This is a genomic window from Sphaerospermopsis kisseleviana CS-549, assembly GCF_028329225.1.
Classification (GTDB): Bacteria; Cyanobacteriota; Cyanobacteriia; order Cyanobacteriales; family Nostocaceae; genus Sphaerospermopsis; species Sphaerospermopsis kisseleviana.
Genome location: NZ_JAQMTI010000006.1, coordinates 1 through 20917, shown reverse-complemented (window position 1 = coordinate 20917; position 20917 = coordinate 1). Strand labels below are relative to the sequence as shown.

At 36.8% G+C, this 20917-nt stretch carries 20 protein-coding genes; 12 read left to right on the top strand and 8 right to left on the bottom strand.

From position 1 onward, the window contains the following. The first annotated feature begins 253 nt into the window (after window positions 1-253). The gene (locus PN497_RS00405) at window positions 254-475 is read left to right on the top strand and encodes a hypothetical protein (protein WP_190348633.1); all 222 of its coding nucleotides are present in this window, start codon (window positions 254-256) and stop codon (window positions 473-475) included. A 24-nt stretch (window positions 476-499) separates the two neighbouring features. On the opposite strand, the gene tilS is transcribed toward PN497_RS00405, so the two are convergent. From tilS to PN497_RS00385, 4 genes are all read right to left on the bottom strand, one after another. Beyond that, on the bottom strand, window positions 500-1489 hold the full coding sequence (gene tilS / locus PN497_RS00400) for a tRNA lysidine(34) synthetase TilS (protein WP_096568172.1): 990 nt from the start codon (window positions 1487-1489) through the stop codon (window positions 500-502). A 73-nt stretch (window positions 1490-1562) separates the two neighbouring features. Then, on the bottom strand, window positions 1563-2582 hold the full coding sequence (locus PN497_RS00395; protein WP_096568174.1) for a serine/threonine protein kinase: 1020 nt from the start codon (window positions 2580-2582) through the stop codon (window positions 1563-1565). Between the two features lie 215 nt (window positions 2583-2797). Continuing rightward, the gene (locus tag PN497_RS00390; RefSeq protein ID WP_096568176.1) at window positions 2798-4309 is read right to left on the bottom strand and encodes an ABC transporter substrate-binding protein; all 1512 of its coding nucleotides are present in this window, start codon (window positions 4307-4309) and stop codon (window positions 2798-2800) included. A gap of 17 nt (window positions 4310-4326) precedes the next feature. Further along, window positions 4327-5637, bottom strand: coding sequence for an NB-ARC domain-containing protein (locus tag PN497_RS00385; protein WP_096568178.1), 1311 nt, complete (start codon window positions 5635-5637; stop codon window positions 4327-4329). A 348-nt stretch (window positions 5638-5985) separates the two neighbouring features. Here PN497_RS00385 and PN497_RS00380 point away from each other — a divergent pair, with 348 nt between their 5' ends. After that, the gene (locus PN497_RS00380) at window positions 5986-6723 is read left to right on the top strand and encodes an acyloxyacyl hydrolase (RefSeq protein WP_096568180.1); all 738 of its coding nucleotides are present in this window, start codon (window positions 5986-5988) and stop codon (window positions 6721-6723) included. A 55-nt stretch (window positions 6724-6778) separates the two neighbouring features. On the opposite strand, the gene PN497_RS00375 is transcribed toward PN497_RS00380, so the two are convergent. The 4 genes from PN497_RS00375 to PN497_RS00360 form a co-directional block, all read right to left on the bottom strand. Then, window positions 6779-7126, bottom strand: coding sequence for a KGK domain-containing protein (locus tag PN497_RS00375; protein ID WP_190348637.1), 348 nt, complete (start codon window positions 7124-7126; stop codon window positions 6779-6781). A gap of 194 nt (window positions 7127-7320) precedes the next feature. After that, window positions 7321-8364, bottom strand: a complete 1044-nt coding sequence (ccsB, locus tag PN497_RS00370; protein WP_096568184.1) for a c-type cytochrome biogenesis protein CcsB — start codon at window positions 8362-8364, stop codon at window positions 7321-7323. Window positions 8365-8916: 552 nt separating this feature from the next. After that, entirely contained in the window at window positions 8917-10623 is a 1707-nt protein-coding gene (locus tag PN497_RS00365) for a DUF3352 domain-containing protein (protein ID WP_096568186.1), read from the bottom strand. A gap of 261 nt (window positions 10624-10884) precedes the next feature. Then, complete coding sequence (locus tag PN497_RS00360; protein ID WP_096568188.1) at window positions 10885-11505, bottom strand: chorismate lyase; 621 nt, start codon at window positions 11503-11505, stop codon at window positions 10885-10887. 121 nt (window positions 11506-11626) lie between these two features. Between PN497_RS00360 and PN497_RS00355 the strand changes: the two genes are divergently transcribed. The 10 genes from PN497_RS00355 to PN497_RS00310 all read left to right on the top strand — a co-directional run bounded on the left by PN497_RS00355 (window position 11627) and on the right by PN497_RS00310 (window position 20885). Beyond that, complete coding sequence (locus PN497_RS00355) at window positions 11627-11965, top strand: type II toxin-antitoxin system Phd/YefM family antitoxin (protein WP_096568190.1); 339 nt, start codon at window positions 11627-11629, stop codon at window positions 11963-11965. 8 nt (window positions 11966-11973) lie between these two features. Further along, window positions 11974-12273 carry a type II toxin-antitoxin system RelE/ParE family toxin gene (locus PN497_RS00350; RefSeq protein ID WP_096568192.1) on the top strand — a complete coding sequence of 100 codons (300 nt, stop codon included), beginning with the start codon at window positions 11974-11976 and terminating at the stop codon, window positions 12271-12273. A gap of 94 nt (window positions 12274-12367) precedes the next feature. Then, entirely contained in the window at window positions 12368-13378 is a 1011-nt protein-coding gene (gene hemB, locus PN497_RS00345) for a porphobilinogen synthase (RefSeq protein ID WP_096568193.1), read from the top strand. Between the two features lie 159 nt (window positions 13379-13537). Further along, entirely contained in the window at window positions 13538-14767 is a 1230-nt protein-coding gene (locus tag PN497_RS00340) for an FAD/NAD(P)-binding protein (RefSeq protein ID WP_096568195.1), read from the top strand. A 188-nt stretch (window positions 14768-14955) separates the two neighbouring features. Beyond that, window positions 14956-16797, top strand: coding sequence for a threonine--tRNA ligase (thrS, locus tag PN497_RS00335; RefSeq protein WP_096568197.1), 1842 nt, complete (start codon window positions 14956-14958; stop codon window positions 16795-16797). A gap of 51 nt (window positions 16798-16848) precedes the next feature. Beyond that, window positions 16849-17907 carry a CobW family GTP-binding protein gene (locus PN497_RS00330; RefSeq protein ID WP_096568199.1) on the top strand — a complete coding sequence of 353 codons (1059 nt, stop codon included), beginning with the start codon at window positions 16849-16851 and terminating at the stop codon, window positions 17905-17907. A gap of 171 nt (window positions 17908-18078) precedes the next feature. After that, entirely contained in the window at window positions 18079-18729 is a 651-nt protein-coding gene (folE, locus tag PN497_RS00325) for a GTP cyclohydrolase I FolE (RefSeq protein WP_096568201.1), read from the top strand. A 159-nt stretch (window positions 18730-18888) separates the two neighbouring features. Beyond that, on the top strand, window positions 18889-19242 hold the full coding sequence (hisI, locus tag PN497_RS00320) for a phosphoribosyl-AMP cyclohydrolase (RefSeq protein ID WP_096568203.1): 354 nt from the start codon (window positions 18889-18891) through the stop codon (window positions 19240-19242). Window positions 19243-19290: 48 nt separating this feature from the next. After that, a complete protein-coding gene (locus PN497_RS00315; RefSeq protein ID WP_096568205.1) occupies window positions 19291-20073 on the top strand; it encodes a CobW C-terminal domain-containing protein in 783 nt (260 codons plus the stop codon). After that, window positions 20070-20885, top strand: coding sequence for a metallophosphoesterase family protein (locus tag PN497_RS00310; RefSeq protein WP_096568207.1), 816 nt, complete (start codon window positions 20070-20072; stop codon window positions 20883-20885). Before PN497_RS00315 ends, PN497_RS00310 begins: the two co-directional genes overlap by 4 nt. The last annotated feature ends 32 nt before the right edge of the window (window positions 20886-20917 follow it).

The following is a 20917-nucleotide window of genomic DNA, read 5'->3' as shown; positions in this document are numbered from 1 at the left end:
GTGGTAGTCTTTTTCAGAAACTTAATTGGAACACAATCGCGTCTGGCTAAGGCGTGAAAGTCTACTGAGGGATAACTGCTCCCATGCTCCCGTTGAAGTAGAAAGTAAAGTCTAGTTTTGTCTAGGTTTTATATAGCAGATTCAGCAACTGAGTGCTGATATTGAAAGCAAGCAAGGGGAAATAGAACATCAAACCCATGAGTTAGAGTCTCAGCGTCAAGAAATTAAATCACTGGAAGCACAATTACTGAACTTGCAAACTACAACTGCTGAATGTTGGGGTAAGGTCAATCTTTATCAAGAAGCTTTACAACCTATTCAGGATTGTTTGGATGGTTTACGGGATAAGCTACAAGCTGTTTCTGAATCTGTAAATCATGTTCAAGAAAGTGGTGATTCTCAACTTCAGACTATTACCCAGATGCGTCAGACTATTAAAAGTTTGATTCCTCAATTGGATTTGTTAGCTTCTTAGAAAGGATGAGGATGAAAATCTCACTCATCCTTGCTTCTTGATTATACATATCCACTCACCTTGTACTTGAGCGATCGCTCCACCGGGAAAAGGATCAGTTTGAGAACGGTTGGGTGCTGTAATTAAAGCTGTGATTTTTTCAATGTGTTCAAAGTTGGGAGCATCAGGTAATATTTCCTGTAATACCTGACGCATCACCCGACGTTGCAAAGCTAGGGGTTGTTTTTTTAAAAGATGACGATTGAGTTGTAAATCTTCTTTCTCACCCTTTACTGAGGCTTCTAACCGCAATTGACGGGCTGTTTGTTCTAGATATTCTACCTCTGCTTGCAGTAGTTCTGCTGTTTGTGCTAGGTGAGATTCTACTTGGGGGTTGAAATTTTGCTTGAGATATGGTAAAAGTTCGTTACGTATGCGATTACGAGCATATTGTAAATTTTGATTTGTGGAATCTTCCCAAATTGGTAAATTAAAATCCTGACAAAATTGCTCAGTTTGGGTGCGAGTAACTTCTAAAAGTGGACGTACTAGGGTAATATTGTCAGTCATTGGACGTTGCCAAGTTAAAGCTTGTAAACCGTCAGCACCAGTACCGCGCATAAGGTTGTAGAGTAAAGTTTCCGCGCGATCGCTGGCTGTATGTCCAGTAATGATATATTGATAATTATATGTTTGGGCAATATTCGTTAAAACCTGATAACGCCAATTTCTAGCTGTAGCTTCACTATTAACAGGATTTATAGCTGTTTCTAAATAAAAAGGTATATTCCAAGTTTGTGCTAAATTTTGGACATGATCCGCATTAGCTGGAGAGTCAGAACGCCAACGATGATCACAATGGGCTATAGCTAGATTCCATCCCCATTTAGGTTGTAAATCTAATAATAATTTAATTAAGCATAAAGAATCTTGACCACCGGAAACTGCGACTAATAGATTTTGGTGACGCTCAAATAAATGACGAGCGCGGATAGTACGATGTATTTGGGCGTGGAGAGGAGTCCATAAGCTCATTTTTCTGTTGCTGCTAGTGCATGATTTTAGTTGACAAGGATAGATTGAAATTCATAAGTTTAATGATCACAAATTATAATAAATATTTAATCAAAGGTAAAAAGAGAAACCCACCAATTACACAGACGACAACTAAGAAAAACACTTTCCAGCCTAGCGTTAATATATTTACCATAGCTAGTAAAGTCAAGAAAACTAGATTGAGAGCAAAACTTAAAAAAACAATTGGTACAGGAAATAAAGTTGGCTTATTATCTGCTGCAATTTCTTTGATTTCCTGCAAAATTTCCTGCGTATTTCTTGGTCTGTCTCGTGGTTGATGCTCTATTAAATCATCAATTAAATCTTTAAATTCTTCAGAAATTTCTGGAGCTTCATCTCGCCATAATAACTTTGATTTTCTTGGATCTAGTTGCAAGTTTCCATTTCCAGGATAAATTCCAGTTAGTAAATGAACAAAAGTACGACCCAAAGAAAAAAAATCAGATTGATAAGTTACCCCTATGCCATTTTCTTGTTCTGGTGAACAATAACCAGGTGTGCCAATTTGTGTACCAGGAATAGTTTGCTTTTGAGTTTTTTGAGTAGCTTCTTTAACAATCCCAAAATCAATTAATACTAATTGACCATCAGGTTTTAACATAATGTTATCTGGCTTAATATCCCGATGTAAATAGTTTTGACTATGAACATGATCTAAAATATCAATTAGTTGTTTTAGCCATTCAATAGCTAGTTTGGTGTTAGGAATTTTTTGATTTTGTTTTAGCCATTCACCTAAATCCTGTCCAGCGATTTTCTCCATTACTAACCCATGTAAAATTTCCTGGGTGTGAATACAACGAAATTTGAGATAACCATCCACTTTCACCTTGGGAATTCCTGGATGATTTAATTTTTTCAATACATCATATTCTTGTTCAAAAAGTTCCACCACTTTCGGATTGCTAGAATTTCCGAACCTTAAAACCTTAATGACTTTATGATCACCCATTAAGCTATCTTCTACCTCAAAAGTCTTACCAAAATTCCCATCTCCTAATTCTTGAAGTACATGATAACGATTGCTAATAATATCTCCTGGTTCGATCATAATTATCTCTCCTTTCGGTTAATAAAATATGGGTTGATTTTAAGATTTTAGCATTATATATGGGAGCATCCCAAATGTGTAAATTTGTGTAAATTTATTTTGATCTAACGAACTTAAATGTTCCACGGGACTGATATGATTGAACCGCAAAGGGCGCAAAGGACACAAAGGTAAGAGAGTTTAAGAGATTTTTTAGTGTTGCTGCTGTCATTTTTTCAAAATTGGGATGCTTCCTGATCTAGACACTTTAAATCTGATACATTATAGTTAATCGGTACAAACATAGCCCCATAGGTAGAACATTGAGTAGGTACAACACGGACTATTTGAGAAATATTTTCTTTCCTATCTCCATCCTGATCAAAAGAAATAGTACCCGAAGCACCTCCTATAACCTGTAGACTTCTTAAATGCTGCTGTATATCTAATCTTTGTTTTTGCAAAGAATCGTTGATATTTAGTTTTTCCAGAGCTTTTGTCAACACCAAAGTAGCATCATGAGACATGGCAGTTTGAGCATCTATCTTACCTGTTCCCCAAAGGTTTTGGGCTTTGGTAATAACCTCCTGATTAGGAGAAGTTAAAGGATGCCAAGGAATGAATATTAAAAGATTTTTGACAAGATTTCTGCGATTGAGTATTTGAGGATCATATAAAACCCACAGTCCTCCCATCGGTAATTGATTTTCATTAACATCAATGATACTTAAAGTATTTTTGAAAGAGAGAGAATTAACATGACCATCGGGAATAAGAATAAGTGCTTTAGCTCGTTGTTTTTTAACTTCATTTAATATCTTATTAGGAATAAAGTTAGGTTGAGATATATCTATTGCAATTATCTTATTTGCATCCAATTGCTTCCGAAATTCTTCCAAAGCAGATTTGCTATAAGTGCTACTTGGTGTGTAGAAAATAGCTACTTTTTCTTCCTTAGCTAATTTAGCTAATTGCCATTTTTCAATCAGTAGAGTAGTCTGAACTTTAACGCTATTAACAGTGCGAAAGAAAAAATTATTTGGATATGTATTACCAGCTAAAATATCTGATCGCAAAGCAGTAGAAGCAGGAGAAATAAAAACTATTTGATGCTTGTGATAAACTGGTAAAGCGGCTTTAGTGAGTTCAGAGGCATAATGTCCAATAACTGCAACTATGTCTTTTTTAGAGAGTATATCTTCAGCTAATTTATTCACAGTGTTTGGGTTATTTTTATCATTAACAATGATAATTTTTAGACCTGGATATTTAGGATTTTTGTTAAATTCTTCCTGAACTTGTGCAGCACCTCTTAACAGAGCTTTTGCTATACCTTCAGAGTCTCGATTAATAGGAACGGCAACAGCAATAGTGTAACTTTTTTTGCCAGTGACTTTCTCCTGTTGCATCAATTTGGCATTATTAAGGTAGATCAAAATTTCCGGGTTATTTGGAGCTGTATTTCTCTTTTGAGAAAAATAATCTACAATTTTTTGCCAGTTACCTGCATGAAAATCTGAATATTTCTCTTGTGTAAATAAACTTTCCTCACCACAAGATAAATTGTCAGATAATTTAAAGTTGTTACACCAAGTATTATAAAAATAATAATTATATAACCCAATAAATAAATTATTTTGAGGATGAATAATCCAATATCCCCAAACAGTAAAACTTAATATCAAGATTAAAAATGTTATTTTAGCCCTGATGGTGTATTGACGGAAGTTTTTGCGGATTTTTTTCATGTAATCAACCTTTACAATCAGTTATAACGTCTTTTAATATATTTTTTAATTAAAGGATTCAGAACCCAAAGAATTTTACCTCCTGCTAATATATCAGCTTTTTCAAGCAAACGCACTTGCCATAAATTATCTATCGCTTGACTAATTTCTCCTTTAAAGGGGAAAATTTGAGATATTTGAGCAATTAATAGTGGCTCTGTCGCTATTGCTAATTGTTGCATAATTTGAATTTCTAAGTTTGTTAAATTAAAAAAAAGTTTATCAAGTAATCCCATGATCACATCAGGTATATAAATTGTTCCTTCCAAAAATTCATAAATTTGTCCATCGTGAATGTTTTTAATTGGTTCAGAAGCCAGAATTAAAGCTAATGGATGTCCTTTGTATGTGTCAATTAGTTGTTCTATTCCTGAATTGACAATTCCCAAATCTGTCAATAGGTTTTTAGCATCTTGAATTTGTAAACCGCATAATGAAAGTTCCTTAATTTGTTGTCTATTGACAAATAAATTCATTACTCTTGGTCTTTGTATACTGGTAAAAACCAAGCAGCTATTATGTGCTAAATCTCCAATTTTTCTTAGTAATAAATCATAATTGTCCAGTAATTCACTAGTTACCATCACTCCTTCCCATTGATCAAATATTAATAAACAATGATGCTGATTTAATAAATTAATCAGATTTGTAATTCTTCTATTTATATTTGTTTCTGGATTATTTGATGCAAAATAGCACTCTATATCAGTTAAAATTTCTGCTAAGGAAGGGGAATATTCAAGACTCTTCCAAATCACATAATCAAAATCATTTTTAACCTTTTCAACTAACTCCCTCACTAGCGCAGATTTACCAATACCATTTATCCCCAAAACACCTACCACACGACAGTTTTCGGTAACTATCCATTTTTGTAAATCAGACAGTTCTTGTTGTCGTCCATAAAAATCACTTACATCTGGTGCTTCCAGCAAATTTATATGTGAATTTATCTGTGAATTTATCTGTGAATTTATCTGTGATATGTGCTTAGTGTTCTCTTCTGTGACAAGTTCTTTCTTTTTTTTTAAAAGTTCGTCTAGCACTAACCGACAATTTTTTTTATTTATATCTGTTCCTATGGTATCACCCAGTTTCTTGAATAATTGGGGACCTTTAATAATCATGATGGTACTGGGAGCATAATTGGGAATTTTCATCTTTTTGTATGGTTCACCGTGCAGAGAATATTCCAGAATTGCTTCTTCACAAGGATCTAAATCTAAATCTTGTTCTTTTTCGCGCTTTACCCAATCTTTAAATAGTTTGATTAACTCTTTCCCATCCATAGTCCAGTTTTCTTTCAAGCTCGTATTGTGGATTGTATCTTAATTTGCACTAACTTTATTAAATTTATTAACTTTATTAGTTTTATTAGTTTTATGAGCTTAAATACTGATAATTAGTTAGTGATGACAATTACATATAGTGATGAGATACTTTTTTGTGTAAGGACAAAAAAAGAGGTTGTTGTGGTTGCTCAATACTCATTCAGGAACTAAAGCTAGTTAGAACAAAGAGAAGTTTTACTGGTATCGTTGAAACTATAGTAGATCAGCAATATTGGGTAAATTTCTATACAATCTTCAGCACAAGATAATTTCGTTTTTTAGTTTGAAATCAAAGTTTACCTACACATGAAAAAAAACTGGTGTTATTTGCTATCTTTAATATCAGCTACTTTACTGACTACCTCTGTTCAAGCTGAGGAAGTTTCTAGGAAAGCCGCTGATCTCATGGCACAAAGTCCTTTATTACCTACTAACAAGCAGTCTAATTCATCTAATTTAGTAGCTCAGAATAGGGATGCTGATTTGTTTGATTCTAGTCAACCTGGAAGTAACTATTGGTATCTAAGTGGAAGTGTTGGTGGTGCTTTCCCAAATGATCTAAAAGCAGAAAACTCCGATCTCAGCGGTAGCTTAAACTTAGATTCTGCATTTCAATATAGCATAGCTGCTGGTTATCAGTGGAAAGATGCTCGCGCTGAACTAGAAGTTAGTAATGCTTCTTTTGGTGTTAATAAAGGTAATTTGAATAGTGACTCTTTTACAGCTACAGGTAATGTGAGTGCAACTACTGTACTGGTGAACGGCTACTATGATATCCCGACTGGCTCTAAATTTCGTCCCTACATTGGTGCTGGTATAGGTGTTGGTTTAATTAGCGGTAAGCTTGATGATATAGACCTTGGTATTGGCTCATCTTTTGCTTATCAAGGTAAAGTAGGTCTTCAATATGAAGTCGCCAAAAAAGGTAATGCTTTTGTTGAATTTAAATATTTGGGCATAAGCTCCTACAAAAATGATGCTGGTAGCGATATCAGCCCACCTAATTCCTATGGTGTGAGCGTTGGTTATCGACAAGGTTTTTAATCTTTAATTGCATATTGTAGGGTGCGTCTGATGCACTCTACAAACTTGATTCTATTCATTCAGTATATTTCAATTTTTCTCTTAAATCATCTAACGGTGAAGTTTCTTGATTTAATTTTGAATTATTATTCACAACTATTTCTTTGACTGTCGGTTCATCAGGTTCAAATTCTATGCAAACCCTGATTTTAACCTTTTTCCAACCATCACCAGGTCTGAGTACCTTTGCTTCCATACCTTCTGTAAACAGTTTTGCGTCTTGATCATCAGAACCTATATATTCTTTAATTACTTCTATTAATTCACTAGCTGTCATAGTTTTAGATACATCTAATCTGTCAAAATTTTCTGGATTCACAGAAATTACATCATTTTGGTTTAGCATTGCAAATTGATGACTCACAGATATTACCTTGAAATTCATCAAACCAAATATATTCAAGAATATTATACGTTATAACTTCTCCTGAATTTTTCTTTGTATCTTTGCGCCTCTGCGCCTCTGCGTGAGATCAAAAAATATTCCCCCTCTCAACAGAAAGGAGGAATTAATGATCAACACATCAAAAGCTGAAAGCTGAAAGCTGACTGCTGAAACTAGAAAAACCAACCGTAGGAATGTAAACCTTTACCCAAAAGATTCACACCTAAATAACAAATCCAAACTACAACAAAACCACCAGCAGCTAAAATTGCCGGTTTTCTACCTTGCCAACCGCGAGTAATTCTCGCATGAAGATAAGCAGCAAAAACTAACCAAGTAATTAAAGCCCAAGTTTCCTTTGGGTCCCAACTCCAATAAGAACCCCAAGCTTCATTAGCCCAAACACCACCGGCTATAATACCAATTGTGAGTAGGGGAAAACCCAAACCAATAACGCGATAACTAATATTATCTAGGGTTTCTGCTAGGGTAAGACGTTGAGGAGAAAGAATTTCCGCAGTAGCAACAGAGGTAATTTTTACCGCATCTAAAACAGCAGTACCATTCCCATTGTTATTACTTTCCAACCGGGAAAAACCATTATTTTCCGATGCAGGAGTTAGGGTTTCTGTGACTAATTCTTCAGCCTTGATAAGTTTGTAACCATTGGTGCGATAACCACCATTACCAAAAGAACTTCCTTGTAATTGAATGTTTTGGCCGCGAGTGACAATTAAGAAAGCGATCGCCAACAAAGAACCCACCATCAAAGCCGAATAACTCAACATCATCACACTGACGTGCATCATCAACCAATTCGACTTTAAAGCCGGTACTAAAGGTTCAGAAACCTGCATTTCTGAAGGTAAGGTTAAAGTAGCAAAAGCTGTAATTCCCATCGCTACAGGAGCAGTTACAACCCCCACTAACTTGCTACGACTCGTATTTTCAGCAATGAGATGGACAGCAGTAATTCCCCAAGTGAGGAAAAATAGAGACTCATAAAGATTGCTGAGAGGGAAATAACCAGCTTCAATCCATCTTGCCCCTAAAAGAGTAGCAATACACAAATTAGCGATCGCCATTCCAGCCGTCCCCAAAGCCGCAGTCACCGATAAACTCGGAAAAGCCGCCCCCACCCAATACACCAGCATAGTGCAGAACAAAACAGCAAAGGAGGCATTATCTAGCCAGTTCTGGAGTACAACCAGATTCATAAACAATTCTCTCCAGTAAATCAGTGATCAGTTATCAGTTATCAGTTATTTAACCCAAGTTGCTAGTTAAGAATAGGAGTCGTAGGGGCGAAGCATTCGGCCGACCAATGATCGATCAATTTTTGTCACAGCCTATTTTCCTGTAAGGGCGAAGCATTCGTCCGACCAATGATCAATTTTATGAAAAGGCTATTTTCCGAATGCCTGTCTGCCGACAGGCAGGCTTCGCCCCTACTTCGCCCCTACTTCGCCCGTACAGGAGTCAGGATAAAGAATCAATTATGATGGTATTCCCTGGTTTTTTCCTGTATATTTCTCCTTTTCACTTCTATTTGAGAGCCTTTATTGCATAACTAGCAACTTACGTTAGTTATCAGTTCCAGTTAGAGAATTAATTTAACTCAAACTCTGATACTTTGTACTGAAAGCATTCCAACTATCCTGATTTGATCCTATCTAGTTTTGGTGATAGTTGATAGTTGATAGTTGACAGTTGATAGTTGACAGTTGATTGGGAAACATAAAATTGATTACCCAGTCCCCAGTCCCCAGTCACCTATCACCCTTTTTCAGTTCCAGAAAAATGTCATATTGTTGACTACGATTATCTTTGACAGCAGTTGTCACCCCAACAGTGTGTATTGCTGCTAGTAATGCTTGTTGACTGGGAGATGCAGTATTGAAAGTAAAACTTTTAACCGCCCGTTCCATATCTAAGAAAAATTGTCCTTTGGGTGGATTAAGTTCAGAGGGAACTGTTTGTTGAAAAGGGCGAGTGCTGGCTAGTGTGTTGTTGGGTTTAGGAACAATTGTATCACTGACAGGAGCGCCCAAAACGAAGAAAAGCACATCTTCATCTAACCAACCATGAGTAGCAGTTAAAGTCCCAAAAGGTGAAATCCAGTTCACAACAGGTTTACCCGCCACAGTACCAGGCTCGACTTTAAACTGATATTGATTTTTCACTACTTCATCGAGATTTTGTAAAGCAGTTTCCGCAGATTGGCGTAAATTTCCCTGAGCATCACTAGCCTTAATCATAAACACTAAACCAGCCCGAAAATTATCAGGTGCTGCATCTTTTGGCGTATTAGGAATTACAGCAACTGAAAATTCCCCTTTCATCCAACTGAGTAAATCTTTTTCTAAATCCAAATTTGTCAAAGATTTTACACTCTGTCGCAGTTTTTCTGGCTTGATAGGTGACAAAGGATTTCCTTTAGAAGTAGAAACATAGTCTGTCCACAAACGCTGTAAGTTACTGCCAGTCAACATCATTAAAGTTTCGCTGGGAAGGCGATTTTGCATACTGCCAGCTTTATTTTCTACCGCCAGCACGCGCTTACTATTGGGGTTTAACCAAGAAACACCCTTTAACCTAACTCCTTGTGGTTCTAAGGTAATAGTTCCCGCCACACCTTGGTTATTTTGAAGTTGCGTCAGTACCTGAGCGGGTAAACGTCGATTAGGAGCCGCTGCTGCTATTTTGGCAGCTATTGGTACATTGATATAAAATTGAGCAAAAGGTTTATAACTGCTTGTTTTTGAGAAGTTTGTGGCAAAGCCTTCTAATGTTGCCAAAGAAGCTTGATTTTTATAGGCATCAATTGTTCTTTCAGTGGTTTTAGCATTATCTGTAATCACAATAAAATGCTGATCTATTAATGCAGCCGAAAGCTTTTGTCCAGCTTGTTCTTGGGTTTGTTTAATCGTGATGCCTTGATAAGTGCGCTCAATCCATTTACCTTGTTTCAATGATTTAGGTTGTGCCAAAATACTTTTGGCAGTTTCGGGATTTTTGATTGGTAAAATCATCACCATTGACTGTTCATAAATCTCAGCATCAGTGGCTACTTGTTTAGATGTTTTATTCTCTAATGAAGGAGCTAAAACAGCGATCGTTACTTCATCCCCTACCCAGGGTTGAATATCTTTCTCGAAGTTATAACCATTGTTAGTTAACAAGCGTTGTTGCAACTTGATTAAATTTTTATCCAGTGCTTTTTGAGTTTCTGGTGTCCCAAACTCCCTTAACTTTTTCCATTGTTGAGTATCTGTTGTCAAGGAAACTGCAAACAAAGCATCTTGAGGAATAATATTTGCACCCACTGGCAAATTTCTAGATAATGGTTGTCCTTGGGTGAAAAACCAATATGCAGCACTTCCAGCACCAATCAATAACCCAGCAGTTGACAGGGTTACGATTAAAGACGGTTTCTTTTTTTTCTTGATCACACTAGACACAATAGGTAGTGCCATTACAAGTTATACCTATAAATAATTGCGAACAAATTACTGATTTGATGTTTTGAATCAAACCAAGCTCATTTAATCTCGCTCAGATTCCCCACTTCTTGAAGAATTAGGGAATCTTATTGTTAACGAGAAGAAAAACAGTAAGTTATTGTTGATAGATATTTTATTGAACTTGTTTTGTCAAATTCCCAATGGAATCTTGTTGAAATTAATTTGCATCTTGAGTGAGATGTCATTCCAATACGGTGGGATAGTTATCCTAATTCAATCATTACTACCACTCAACTGTGTCTGACCTAAATATTTAGTTAAATAAGGCGAAAAAACTTCATAAATTAAGGTGAGTGGTTGTCCATGATGCCAAAACAAATAATGGCGACCCCAAAATGGTCCAGCTTGCTCAAATCCTAACTCTAAGGCTTCTGAGTAACCACAATAAATTCCGCGAATATCTCTATACAATTCTGTACGGATACGGGCTAAACTTGCCCAAATTGGTAAAGACCGATTTTGCAAAAATTCATCTACATGACTCGCTTCCCACCAAGAAGTAGCATAACCCAATCTTTTACCGGAAGCAGTCCGCAGCCATACCTGTCGCCGCAGTCTTGGACCTGGTACGGCTTCAATTAAGCTAGGGGCGTTATCTGAAATATTGCCAATTAAAGACATATCTATTACGTCTACTTCTGTGGGTTCACAAGTGAGTAATTGTAAATGTCTGGTTGGAGAACCATCACCTAAAAGTAGTAATTGCCAAGCAGGTGCTAACTGAGTGTGAGGTAAACCTTTTTGAATTTCCTCTCCTTCACCTTGCCAAATAGGTTTTAAACGATGCCAAGCGGTTGGCAGTGTAGTGGTTGTGGGCGTAACTATAGTAGTCAATTTTATTTACAAAACTTCACCTATCTCTATAAAAGCACAATCAGAGAATTATGTCAGTTGCGTAAATCCTGATTTCAGCATATACAATATGGAAAAAAGACTGAATTAAATACGATATTTTATGATTAACCTAGAAAATATTCACCCACTCACAGACTTCAAACGCAACGTCAAACAGTTTATCGAACACATCAAAGCTACAAAATCTCCTCTCGTTCTCACTGTTAACGGTAAAGCAGAAATTGTCATTCAAGATGTGGCTAGTTTTCAACAAACTCAAGAACGTTTACAGCTTGCAGAGTCAGAATTGCAAAAGCTAAAGTTTGAAGCATTGAAACGGGATGTAGCTTTAGGTGCGGAACAGTTAAAAAATGGAGAATACAGCGAATATAACGATGAGTCTTTACCCCATTTGCTGGAAAAGATTAAAGCAAGAGGACAGGATCAGCTAGGTAAATAAAGAGTTACATGAATAGCTACAGACTTTCCAAACTAGCTGAACAAGATTTAGAAGATATATGGGTTTATATTGCCCAAAATAATCAAATCGCAGTAGATACAGAAATCGCTAAAATTCTCAATTGCTTCCCAAAGTTAGCTAAATTTCCTGGCATGGGTAGAAGCAGAGATGATTTGTTGCCAGAACTCAGAAGCTTTCCTGTTAAACCGTACATCGTATTTTACACAAAAATTGATGATGGGATTGAGATAGTTCGGATACTGCATCACTCAAGAGATATTAATAGTCAATTTACAACTGATAACTAAACTATTCTTTCCGGCTTTGCCATATCCCACATACCACCCCGCAAGCTATATAATAATGATTATCATTTTAGAAAAGCAGTAATTTTAAGGTTGTATGCTGTCTGCAAATTCAAATACTGATCAGTCATTAAATTTGGTTCAGCGTCCTCGTCGTTTGCGACGGACCGAAACCCTACGGAACATGGTCAGAGAAACCACACTCACAGTAGATGACTTGATCTATCCCATGTTTGTGATGACTGGGGAAGGACAAAAAGTAGAAATTCCTTCCATGCCGGGATGTTATCGTTATTCTTTGGATCTGCTGTTAAAAGAAATTGCCGAAGTGTCACAATTGGGAATTGGTGCGATCGCTCTTTTTCCAGTTATCCCAGAAGACAAAAAAGACGACACAGGGACAGAAAGCTACAACCCAGAAGGTTTAGTACAAACAACCGTCAAAGCTATCAAAAAAGCCGTTCCCGACATCATCGTTATTACCGATGTCGCCCTTGATCCCTTCACCACACACGGTCATGATGGTTTAGTAGATGAAAACGGTGTTATTTTGAATGACCCCACCGTAGAAGTGTTGGCAAAAATGGCACTTTCCCAAGCTCAAGCCGGCGCTGATTTTGTCGCTCCTTCTGACATGATGGATGGTAGAGTTGGGGCAATTCGTCAAGTTTTAGATGCAGAAGGTTATATCAATGTCGGTATTTTGGCATACTCGGCAAAATACGCATCAGCCTATTATGGACCATTCCGAGATGCTTTAGATTCCGCACCGAAATTTGGCGATAAAAAAACCTATCAAATGGATGCTGCTAACGCTAAAGAAGCTTTAAAAGAAGTGGAGTTAGATATTGCTGAAGGTGCAGATATCGTCATGGTAAAACCTGCCCTAGCTTATCTAGATATTATCCATCAAGTCAAAATCAATACTAACTTACCAGTAGCAGCATACAACGTTAGCGGCGAGTACGCAATGATCAAAGCCGCAGCCGCTAATGGTTGGATAGATGAGAAAAAAGTAATTTTAGAAACCTTAACCAGCATGAAACGGGCTGGTGCAGATTTAATTTTAACTTACTTCGCCAAAGAAGTGGCTTTGATGTTGATGTAATTGGGGACTGGGGACAGGTGACAGGTGACAGTTAATTGGACTTATGCAAAAACCTCTCAAACTCTTCTTTCTCTGTGTTCTCTGTGCCTCTGTGGTTCGTTTTGTTTATTCCGTAACTCGTGCGTAAGTCCTAGACTAACAACCAATGACTAATAACTAATGATGAAAATTGACTTAGCAATTATCGGTGCTGGACCTCATGCACTGACTTTAGTTGCCCATCTCTTGCAAAAACGCCAATCTATAAAAGGTAAATTCGCTGTATTTGATCCTAGTGGTTCATGGTTGAGTCGCTGGAAACAGCAATTTGCAGCTTTGGAAATTCCCCATTTGCGATCGCCAGCAGTGCATCATCCCCACCCTAACCCCTTTGCTTTAAGGAAATTTGCTGAATCTCGTTCTCTGGAACTCTTTCCCCCCTACGACTTACCCGGCACTCAACTATTTGCGGATTTTTGCCAGGATATCATCGCCGAACGACAGTTACAGGATCAGGTAATTCCTTTAGCTGTAACCAGCATTAAACCCCTTTCAGATCATTTGCGTCCTCAATTTCAATTAGGGCTGTCAGACGGAAAAACCGTAACTGCACGGAGGGTAGTGTTAGCAACCGGTAGCGGTAAAATTAACATCCCTGATTGGGTCAATCAAATTAAAACAGAGTATCCTCAAGATAGACTCAGCCATTCTCACACTGTAGATTTACGGAAATATCATAGTTTAGCAGGTCAAAGAGTTTTAATTGTCGGTGGTGGTTTGACAAGTGGACATTTAGCTGTAGGGGCTATTTCTCGTGGTGCAAAAGTCCATTTAATGCTGCGAAGACAATTATCAGAAAAACTATTTGACGCTGCACCAGGTTGGTTAGGACCCAAATATCTCAAAGGATTTTTTGAGCAAAATTGGCAACAACGCTGGACACTCATTCAACAAGCTAGAAACGGTGGTTCAATGACTCCGGCAATAGCGACCCAACTTCGTAAAGAGAAGCATCGTGGTAATATTATCATTGATGAAAACTGTCAAATAGTCAAAGCAGAATGGTTAAGTAATAACTGGCAAGTAGAATGTGATAACGGTAATATTTACAACTTTGATTATATCTGGTTAGCCACAGGTACTAAATTTGATGTCACCACCGAACCCTTACTACAGGACATTTTAGCCACCTATCCCATCCAAATAGTCAACGGTTTACCTGTGTTAGATACTTATCTGCGTTGGCCTGGTTGTGAATTATTTATCATGGGTGGTTTAGCAGCATTACAAGTAGGACCCACAGCTAGAAACCTATCCGGTGCAAGAATGGCCTGTGAAAAAATCGTTCCGGCAATAGTTAAACCTAGTGTAGCTTTTTCACCTAGTATTACAGAAATTAAAGCCAGCTAATACAATTTTGGATTTTAGATTTTGGATTTTAGATTGGAATAAATTCAATATCATCCAAAATTCTGCCTCCTGCCTCCTGCCTCCTGCCTCCTGCCTCCTTGCTGTATTGTTCCAAAAAAATAAACTTCAAACTTAGTAACATTCAGACCTTTTTGCGCTAAACTGATAACGATTCTCATTTTTTTGCTATGGTCAGTTCATTAACCCAGTCCCAAGACAGCTTAAACGAGCAAGATAGCGACAAACTTACACGCATTCGCCATACAAGCGCCCATATCATGGCAATGGCGGTACAAAAGCTATTTTCAGGAACTAAGGTAGCAATTGGACCTGTCACAGAAACAGGATTTTACTACGATTTTGATTGTCCAGTCAGCATCACTAGCGATGACTTGGCAAAAATTGAAGTGGAGATGAGACGGATAATAAAAGCTAATTTACCTATTATCCGCGAAGAAGTAGAAAGAGCAGAAATTCGCGCCGAAATTACCGAATTAAATGAACCCTACAAATTAGAAATCTTAGAACGTATTCCCGCATCAGAAATTATCACACGTTACTTTATTGGTACTCCTGAAATTGCCAACTCAGAACCTTCATTGTTTGTCACAGATATTAAACCTACTAATAATTGTTGGTGGGACTTGTGTGCAGGACCTCACATTAACTTTACCGGAGAAATTGATGCTAATGCCTTTAAATTACTAAATGTTGCCGGTGCTTATTGGCAAGGGGATGAAACCAAACAGCAACTACAAAGAATTTATGGTACAGCTTGGACAACAAAAGTTGAACTAGAAACTTACCTACAACAAAGAGAAGAAGCACTGCGTCGAGATCATCGAAAATTAGGTCAAGAACTTAATCTATTTAGTATTCAAGAAGAAGCTGGAGGGGGCTTAGTATTTTGGCATCCCAAAGGTGCAATTATTCGCTACATCATTGAAGATTATTGGCGCAAATCTCATCTAGAATCTGGTTATCAACTATTATATACTCCTCATGTAGCGAATCTCGATTTATGGAAAACATCGGGTCATTTTGACTTCTATCAAGAGAATATGTTTGACTCGATGGATGTGGAAAATCAGGCTTATCAAATTAAGCCCATGAATTGCCCTTTTCATGTTCTAACTTACAAACATCAACTCCATTCCTATCGAGAATTACCATTAAGATGGGCAGAATTAGGAACAGTATACCGCTATGAACGCTCTGGAGCATTACATGGTTTAATGCGAGTGAGAGGCTTTACTCAAGATGATGCTCATATTTTTTGTTTACCCGAACAAATTGCCGAGGAAATTTTAGGAGTTTTAAATCTCACTGAGAAGATTTTATCAGACTTTGGCTTTAAAAAATATGAAGTTAATCTTTCCACCCGTCCAGATAAATCAGTAGGTAATGATGACGTTTGGGAATTAGCAACCACAGCACTAGAACAAGCTTTAAATGCTAAAGGTTGGAATTATAGTATAGACGAAGGAGGCGGAGCTTTTTATGGACCAAAGATAGACATTAAAATTAAGGATGCGATCGGTCGTTTATGGCAATGTTCCACAATTCAGGTAGATTTTAATTTACCCCAAAGATTCGAGATGGAATATATAGCATCCGATGGTAGTCGTCAACAACCTATCATGATTCATCGGGCTATTTTTGGTTCTTTAGAACGCTTTTTTGGCATTTTAATCGAGAATTACGCAGGTGATTTTCCCCTATGGTTAGCACCTGTACAACTGCGGCTTTTACCTGTAAGTGATGATTGTCGAGAATATGCAACATCCGTAGCAAATGATTTACAAAAAAGCGGATTTAGAGTAGAATTAGATAGAAGTGGGGAGCGTTTAGGTAAACAGATTCGCACAGCAGAACTAGAAAAAATTCCTGTTGTTGCTGTAGTTGGCAAGAAGGAAGTAGAAAACAAAACTTTGAGTGTCAGAAGTAGAAAATCGGGAGATTTAGGGGTTTTGAATTTAGCTGAACTTGTCAAGTATTTACAAAACAGCTTAAATTTGACAGACGGTTAATTTTTTTGATTAATTTCAAACATCAACATTTTCAATTCACAAGGTTTAAATATGAATACTGTAACAGAATCAACTGTAAATACAATTCCAGCTATTCCCAAAACAGGAATGCCTGTCACTATCATTACAGGATTTTTAGGTAGTGGGAAAACTACTCTTTTAAATCAAATTCTCCAGAATAAACAAGATTTAAAAGTGGCAGTTCTCGTCAATGAATTTGGTGATATTAATATTGATAGCCAATTGCTAGTTTCTGTAGACCAAGATATGGTAGAACTCAGCAATGGTTGTATATGCTGCACCATTAATGATGGTTTAGTTGATGCAGTGTATAGAGTTTTAGAACGAGAAGAACGCATTGATTATTTGGTAATTGAAACTACTGGAGTAGCAGATCCTTTACCCATAATTTTAACTTTTTTAGGAACAGAACTCAGAGATTTAACTAATCTAGATTCAATTATTACCGTCGTAGATGCAGAGACATTTGATCAACGACATTTTGAAAGTGAAGCAGCATTACAACAAATTACCTATGGTGATATTGTTCTGCTGAATAAAACAGACTTGGTGGACTTGCATAAACTGCGAGAAATAGAAGATTTTATCCATGATGTCAAGCAAGGTGCGAGAATTTTACATACTCAATTTGGTAAAGTTCCTCTACCATTAATTTTAGGTGTAGGCTTAACACCAAAAGATGAGTATATTACCGATGATGTAGAAGATACTCACGAACATCACCACCATGATCATGACCATCATCATGAACATCACCACCATGACCATGAACACCATGAACATCATCATCACTCCCACCATTTAGAAAATGATGGTTTTGTGTCAATCTCCTTTCAAGCAGATAAACCATTTGATGTCAATAAATTTGAGAACTTCCTAGTTGAAAAAATGCCACAGGATGTATTTAGAGCTAAGGGCATTTTATGGTTTAGTGATAGTGAGTTGCGCCATATTTTTCAACTCAGTGGACCTCGTTACAGTTTAAATGCTGATGACTGGAAAACAGCGCCTAAAAATCAGGTAGTTTTCATTGGCAGAAAATTGGATAAAACTGAAATTTATACAAAACTTAACAATTGTCTGCTATGATAAATAAGTGTTAAAAAATTGCCCAAAACAGTTAATAGTGATTTCTAAGGATGATACCCAGATCCCACACTTCTGTGATCAATTCACAATTTATTAACACGACAATAAAAGAAGTCGGGGATCTTATCACTCTATTAACCAACAAATAATTTATCAAATCCAAAGCAAACAATGACTTTATCAATTAGTCCCGTTCTCAATTCTGCTGATCAAGTTGTGTCATCTTTATCCACTCAGCAACAACCCAAAGTTACAGAAGCAGAAATGATGCAAGCTGTCAGAACATTGCTGATTGGACTAGGAGAAAATCCTGACCGGGAAGGGTTGAAAGATACTCCTAAAAGAGTCGTCAAAGCCTTACAATTTCTTACCAAAGGATATCATGAATCCTTAGATGAACTGTTAAACGGAGCAGTGTTTACAGAAAGTGCGGATGAAATGGTATTAGTGCGAGATATTGACATTTTCAGTTCTTGTGAACATCACATTTTACCAGTCATTGGCCGCGCTCATGTTGCTTACATTCCTAATGGTAAAGTCATTGGTTTATCAAAAATTGCCCGTATTTGTGAAATGTATGCAAGACGTTTGCAAGTTCAAGAACGTCTGACTTTACAAATAGCTGACGCACTGCAAGGTTTACTCAAACCCAAAGGAGTTGCAGTAGTGATAGAAGCAACTCATATGTGTATGGTAATGCGTGGTGTGCAAAAACCCGGTTCTTGGACTGTCACCAGTGCAATGCGTGGTGTATTTTCAGAAGATGCACGCACCCGTGAAGAGTTTATGAATTTAATTCGACACAATGCTAATTTTCACTAAAGTTAGGTGACAGGTGACAGGTGACAGGTGACAGGTGACAGGTGACAGTGAAGAAAATAGAGAATATAAAACAAGTTCTTTTATATTCATTCCTGACTCCTGACTCCTGACTCCTGCTGTAATTAAGTAATTAATTTATTTATTCATGATTTATTAGATATGATTCTCCCATCTGAAATGATTAGAAACTTAAAATTTAACTCCCAAGGTTTAATTCCTGCGATCGCTCAAGATTACCGTGATGGTACTATATTAATGATGGCTTGGATGAACGCCGAATCAATTCAAAAAACCTTAGCCACAGGTGAAGCTCATTATTGGAGTCGTTCCCGTTCTGAATTATGGCATAAAGGGGCAACATCTGGACATATTCAAAAGGTAAAAGAGCTTTTTTATGACTGTGATGGTGATACAATTCTCATCAAAATTGAGCAAATTGGCGATATTGCCTGTCATACTGGTGCAAGAAGTTGTTTCTTTAATGCTGTAGAAATTCTGTTTCCTCAAACATAATTTTAATTATCATTCTAATTATAATTCTAATTCTAATTCTAATTGCTCATGAATATACCAAGCATTACCGTTGTAGCTGGATTATCTGGAACTGGAAAAACTACCTGGATTCGTCAACAAATCAGAGAAATCAAACCTTCTGAAAAATTTGAGAAATTAATTTATTTCAGTCCAGGAACAGGAAACGTATTAATTGATCATAGTTGTATAGCATCTGAATTTCCAGGAATTAAAGTTTTTGGGGATAATCAAGAAATTGAATTTATTCATCACATCCCAGAAGCGAATCATATTTATATAGAATTAGGTTCTTATCTAGAATTATCAACAATATCCCAAATATTAGATAATCTCAATTATCGTGCAGTCGCTATTTTACCACCCAATGATCAAAACTCAGAATATCATACATGGACTGAAGAAATTTTCTATGGCGCACCTGTGGAAATAATCCACATAGAAAATATTTGGCGCGTGTGTACAACCGGTCAAGTTATTGATGAAAATAGTTTAGAAGATTTTTGGTATGAAATAACTCATGGTGCTTATGGTGAAGTTGTCCGCGCTAAGGGTATTTTTGATGTCAATGATGGACGTTATATATATTGTGATTTTGTCGCTGGTGTTCCCCAAACAGAGTTTTTAGAATTAGATTTACCCAGATATTTAGAAGGTAGACCACAGCGTTTTAGTGGCTTAGAAATATCAGGTACAAATTTAGATGAACCAGCATTAAAATCAACATTATCAGATTGCTGTTTATCTGATTATTTAATTTCCCAATATCAACAACAAGTCAAACAAATTTTATTAGAAGGTCAAGCAGTATGAAAATAGCAGTCATGTCATGTATTCATGGTAATAATGAAGCCTTAAATGCTGTATTATTAGATATCGACCAACAAAAAGCAGAAAAAATATTTTGTGTAGGTGATTTAGTGGGATATGGACCCTATCCCAATGAAGTTGTTAACAAAATTCGCTCTTTAGATATTCCGACCTGTATTGGTTGTTGGGATGAAGATATAGTCGAAGGTTTGAATGCTTGTGATTGTAGTTATCCTTCATTATTAGCAGAAAAAAGAGGAATCCAAGCTCATGAATGGACGAATAAAGAAATTACCCCAGAAAACCGCGAATTTTTAGCCAATTTACCTTACAGTATGCAATGGGGAAATTTAGCTTTTGTTCATGGTAGTCCTCATAGTAATCATGAATATTTATTACCAGAACTTGATGCTTTTGTCGCTTTAGAAAGGGTTATTTCTACAGGTGCAGATGTGCTGTTTTGTGGACATACTCATGTCCCTTATGTGAGAACTTTAGATGCGGGTAATTTACAGGTACGGGTTGATATAGATAGTCATAAAAAATCACAAAAAATTAGTTTTACATCTCCTATAAAGAGAATTATTAATGTTGGTTCAGTAGGAGAACCGCGACATGGTAGACCGAATGCAACTTATGTCATTTATGATCAAGAAACTCAAGAGGTAACATTAAGAGAAGTTGCTTATGATTATCAAAAAACCTGTGCAGCAATTATTGAAAAAGGATTACCAAAAATATTTGCTTGGCGTTTAGCAAATGGTTTAGAATTTGCTGAAAGAGCAGATGATCCTACTCATGTTTGTACAAGGTGATTGGTGACTGGGGACTGGGGACTGGGGACTGG

Bases quoted from the DNA above. Each gene is read 5' to 3' on its own strand.
- hemB (WP_096568193.1), top strand. From the start codon at position 12,368: ATGCTGTCTGCAAATTCAAATACTGATCAGTCATTAAATTTGGTTCAG.
- PN497_RS00385 (WP_096568178.1), bottom strand. From the start codon at position 5,637: ATGGATGGGAAAGAGTTAATCAAACTATTTAAAGATTGGGTAAAGCGC.
- PN497_RS00315 (WP_096568205.1), top strand. From the start codon at position 19,291: ATGAATATACCAAGCATTACCGTTGTAGCTGGATTATCTGGAACTGGA.
- thrS (WP_096568197.1), top strand. From the start codon at position 14,956: ATGGTCAGTTCATTAACCCAGTCCCAAGACAGCTTAAACGAGCAAGAT.
- PN497_RS00390 (WP_096568176.1), bottom strand. From the start codon at position 4,309: ATGAAAAAAATCCGCAAAAACTTCCGTCAATACACCATCAGGGCTAAA.
- PN497_RS00395 (WP_096568174.1), bottom strand. From the start codon at position 2,582: ATGATCGAACCAGGAGATATTATTAGCAATCGTTATCATGTACTTCAA.
- PN497_RS00340 (WP_096568195.1), top strand. From the start codon at position 13,538: ATGATGAAAATTGACTTAGCAATTATCGGTGCTGGACCTCATGCACTG.
- PN497_RS00310 (WP_096568207.1), top strand. From the start codon at position 20,070: ATGAAAATAGCAGTCATGTCATGTATTCATGGTAATAATGAAGCCTTA.
- ccsB (WP_096568184.1), bottom strand. From the start codon at position 8,364: ATGAATCTGGTTGTACTCCAGAACTGGCTAGATAATGCCTCCTTTGCT.
- PN497_RS00330 (WP_096568199.1), top strand. From the start codon at position 16,849: ATGAATACTGTAACAGAATCAACTGTAAATACAATTCCAGCTATTCCC.
- folE (WP_096568201.1), top strand. From the start codon at position 18,079: ATGACTTTATCAATTAGTCCCGTTCTCAATTCTGCTGATCAAGTTGTG.
- PN497_RS00380 (WP_096568180.1), top strand. From the start codon at position 5,986: ATGAAAAAAAACTGGTGTTATTTGCTATCTTTAATATCAGCTACTTTA.
- hisI (WP_096568203.1), top strand. From the start codon at position 18,889: ATGATTCTCCCATCTGAAATGATTAGAAACTTAAAATTTAACTCCCAA.
- PN497_RS00365 (WP_096568186.1), bottom strand. From the start codon at position 10,623: ATGGCACTACCTATTGTGTCTAGTGTGATCAAGAAAAAAAAGAAACCG.
- PN497_RS00355 (WP_096568190.1), top strand. From the start codon at position 11,627: ATGATTAACCTAGAAAATATTCACCCACTCACAGACTTCAAACGCAAC.
- tilS (WP_096568172.1), bottom strand. From the start codon at position 1,489: ATGAGCTTATGGACTCCTCTCCACGCCCAAATACATCGTACTATCCGC.
- PN497_RS00350 (WP_096568192.1), top strand. From the start codon at position 11,974: ATGAATAGCTACAGACTTTCCAAACTAGCTGAACAAGATTTAGAAGAT.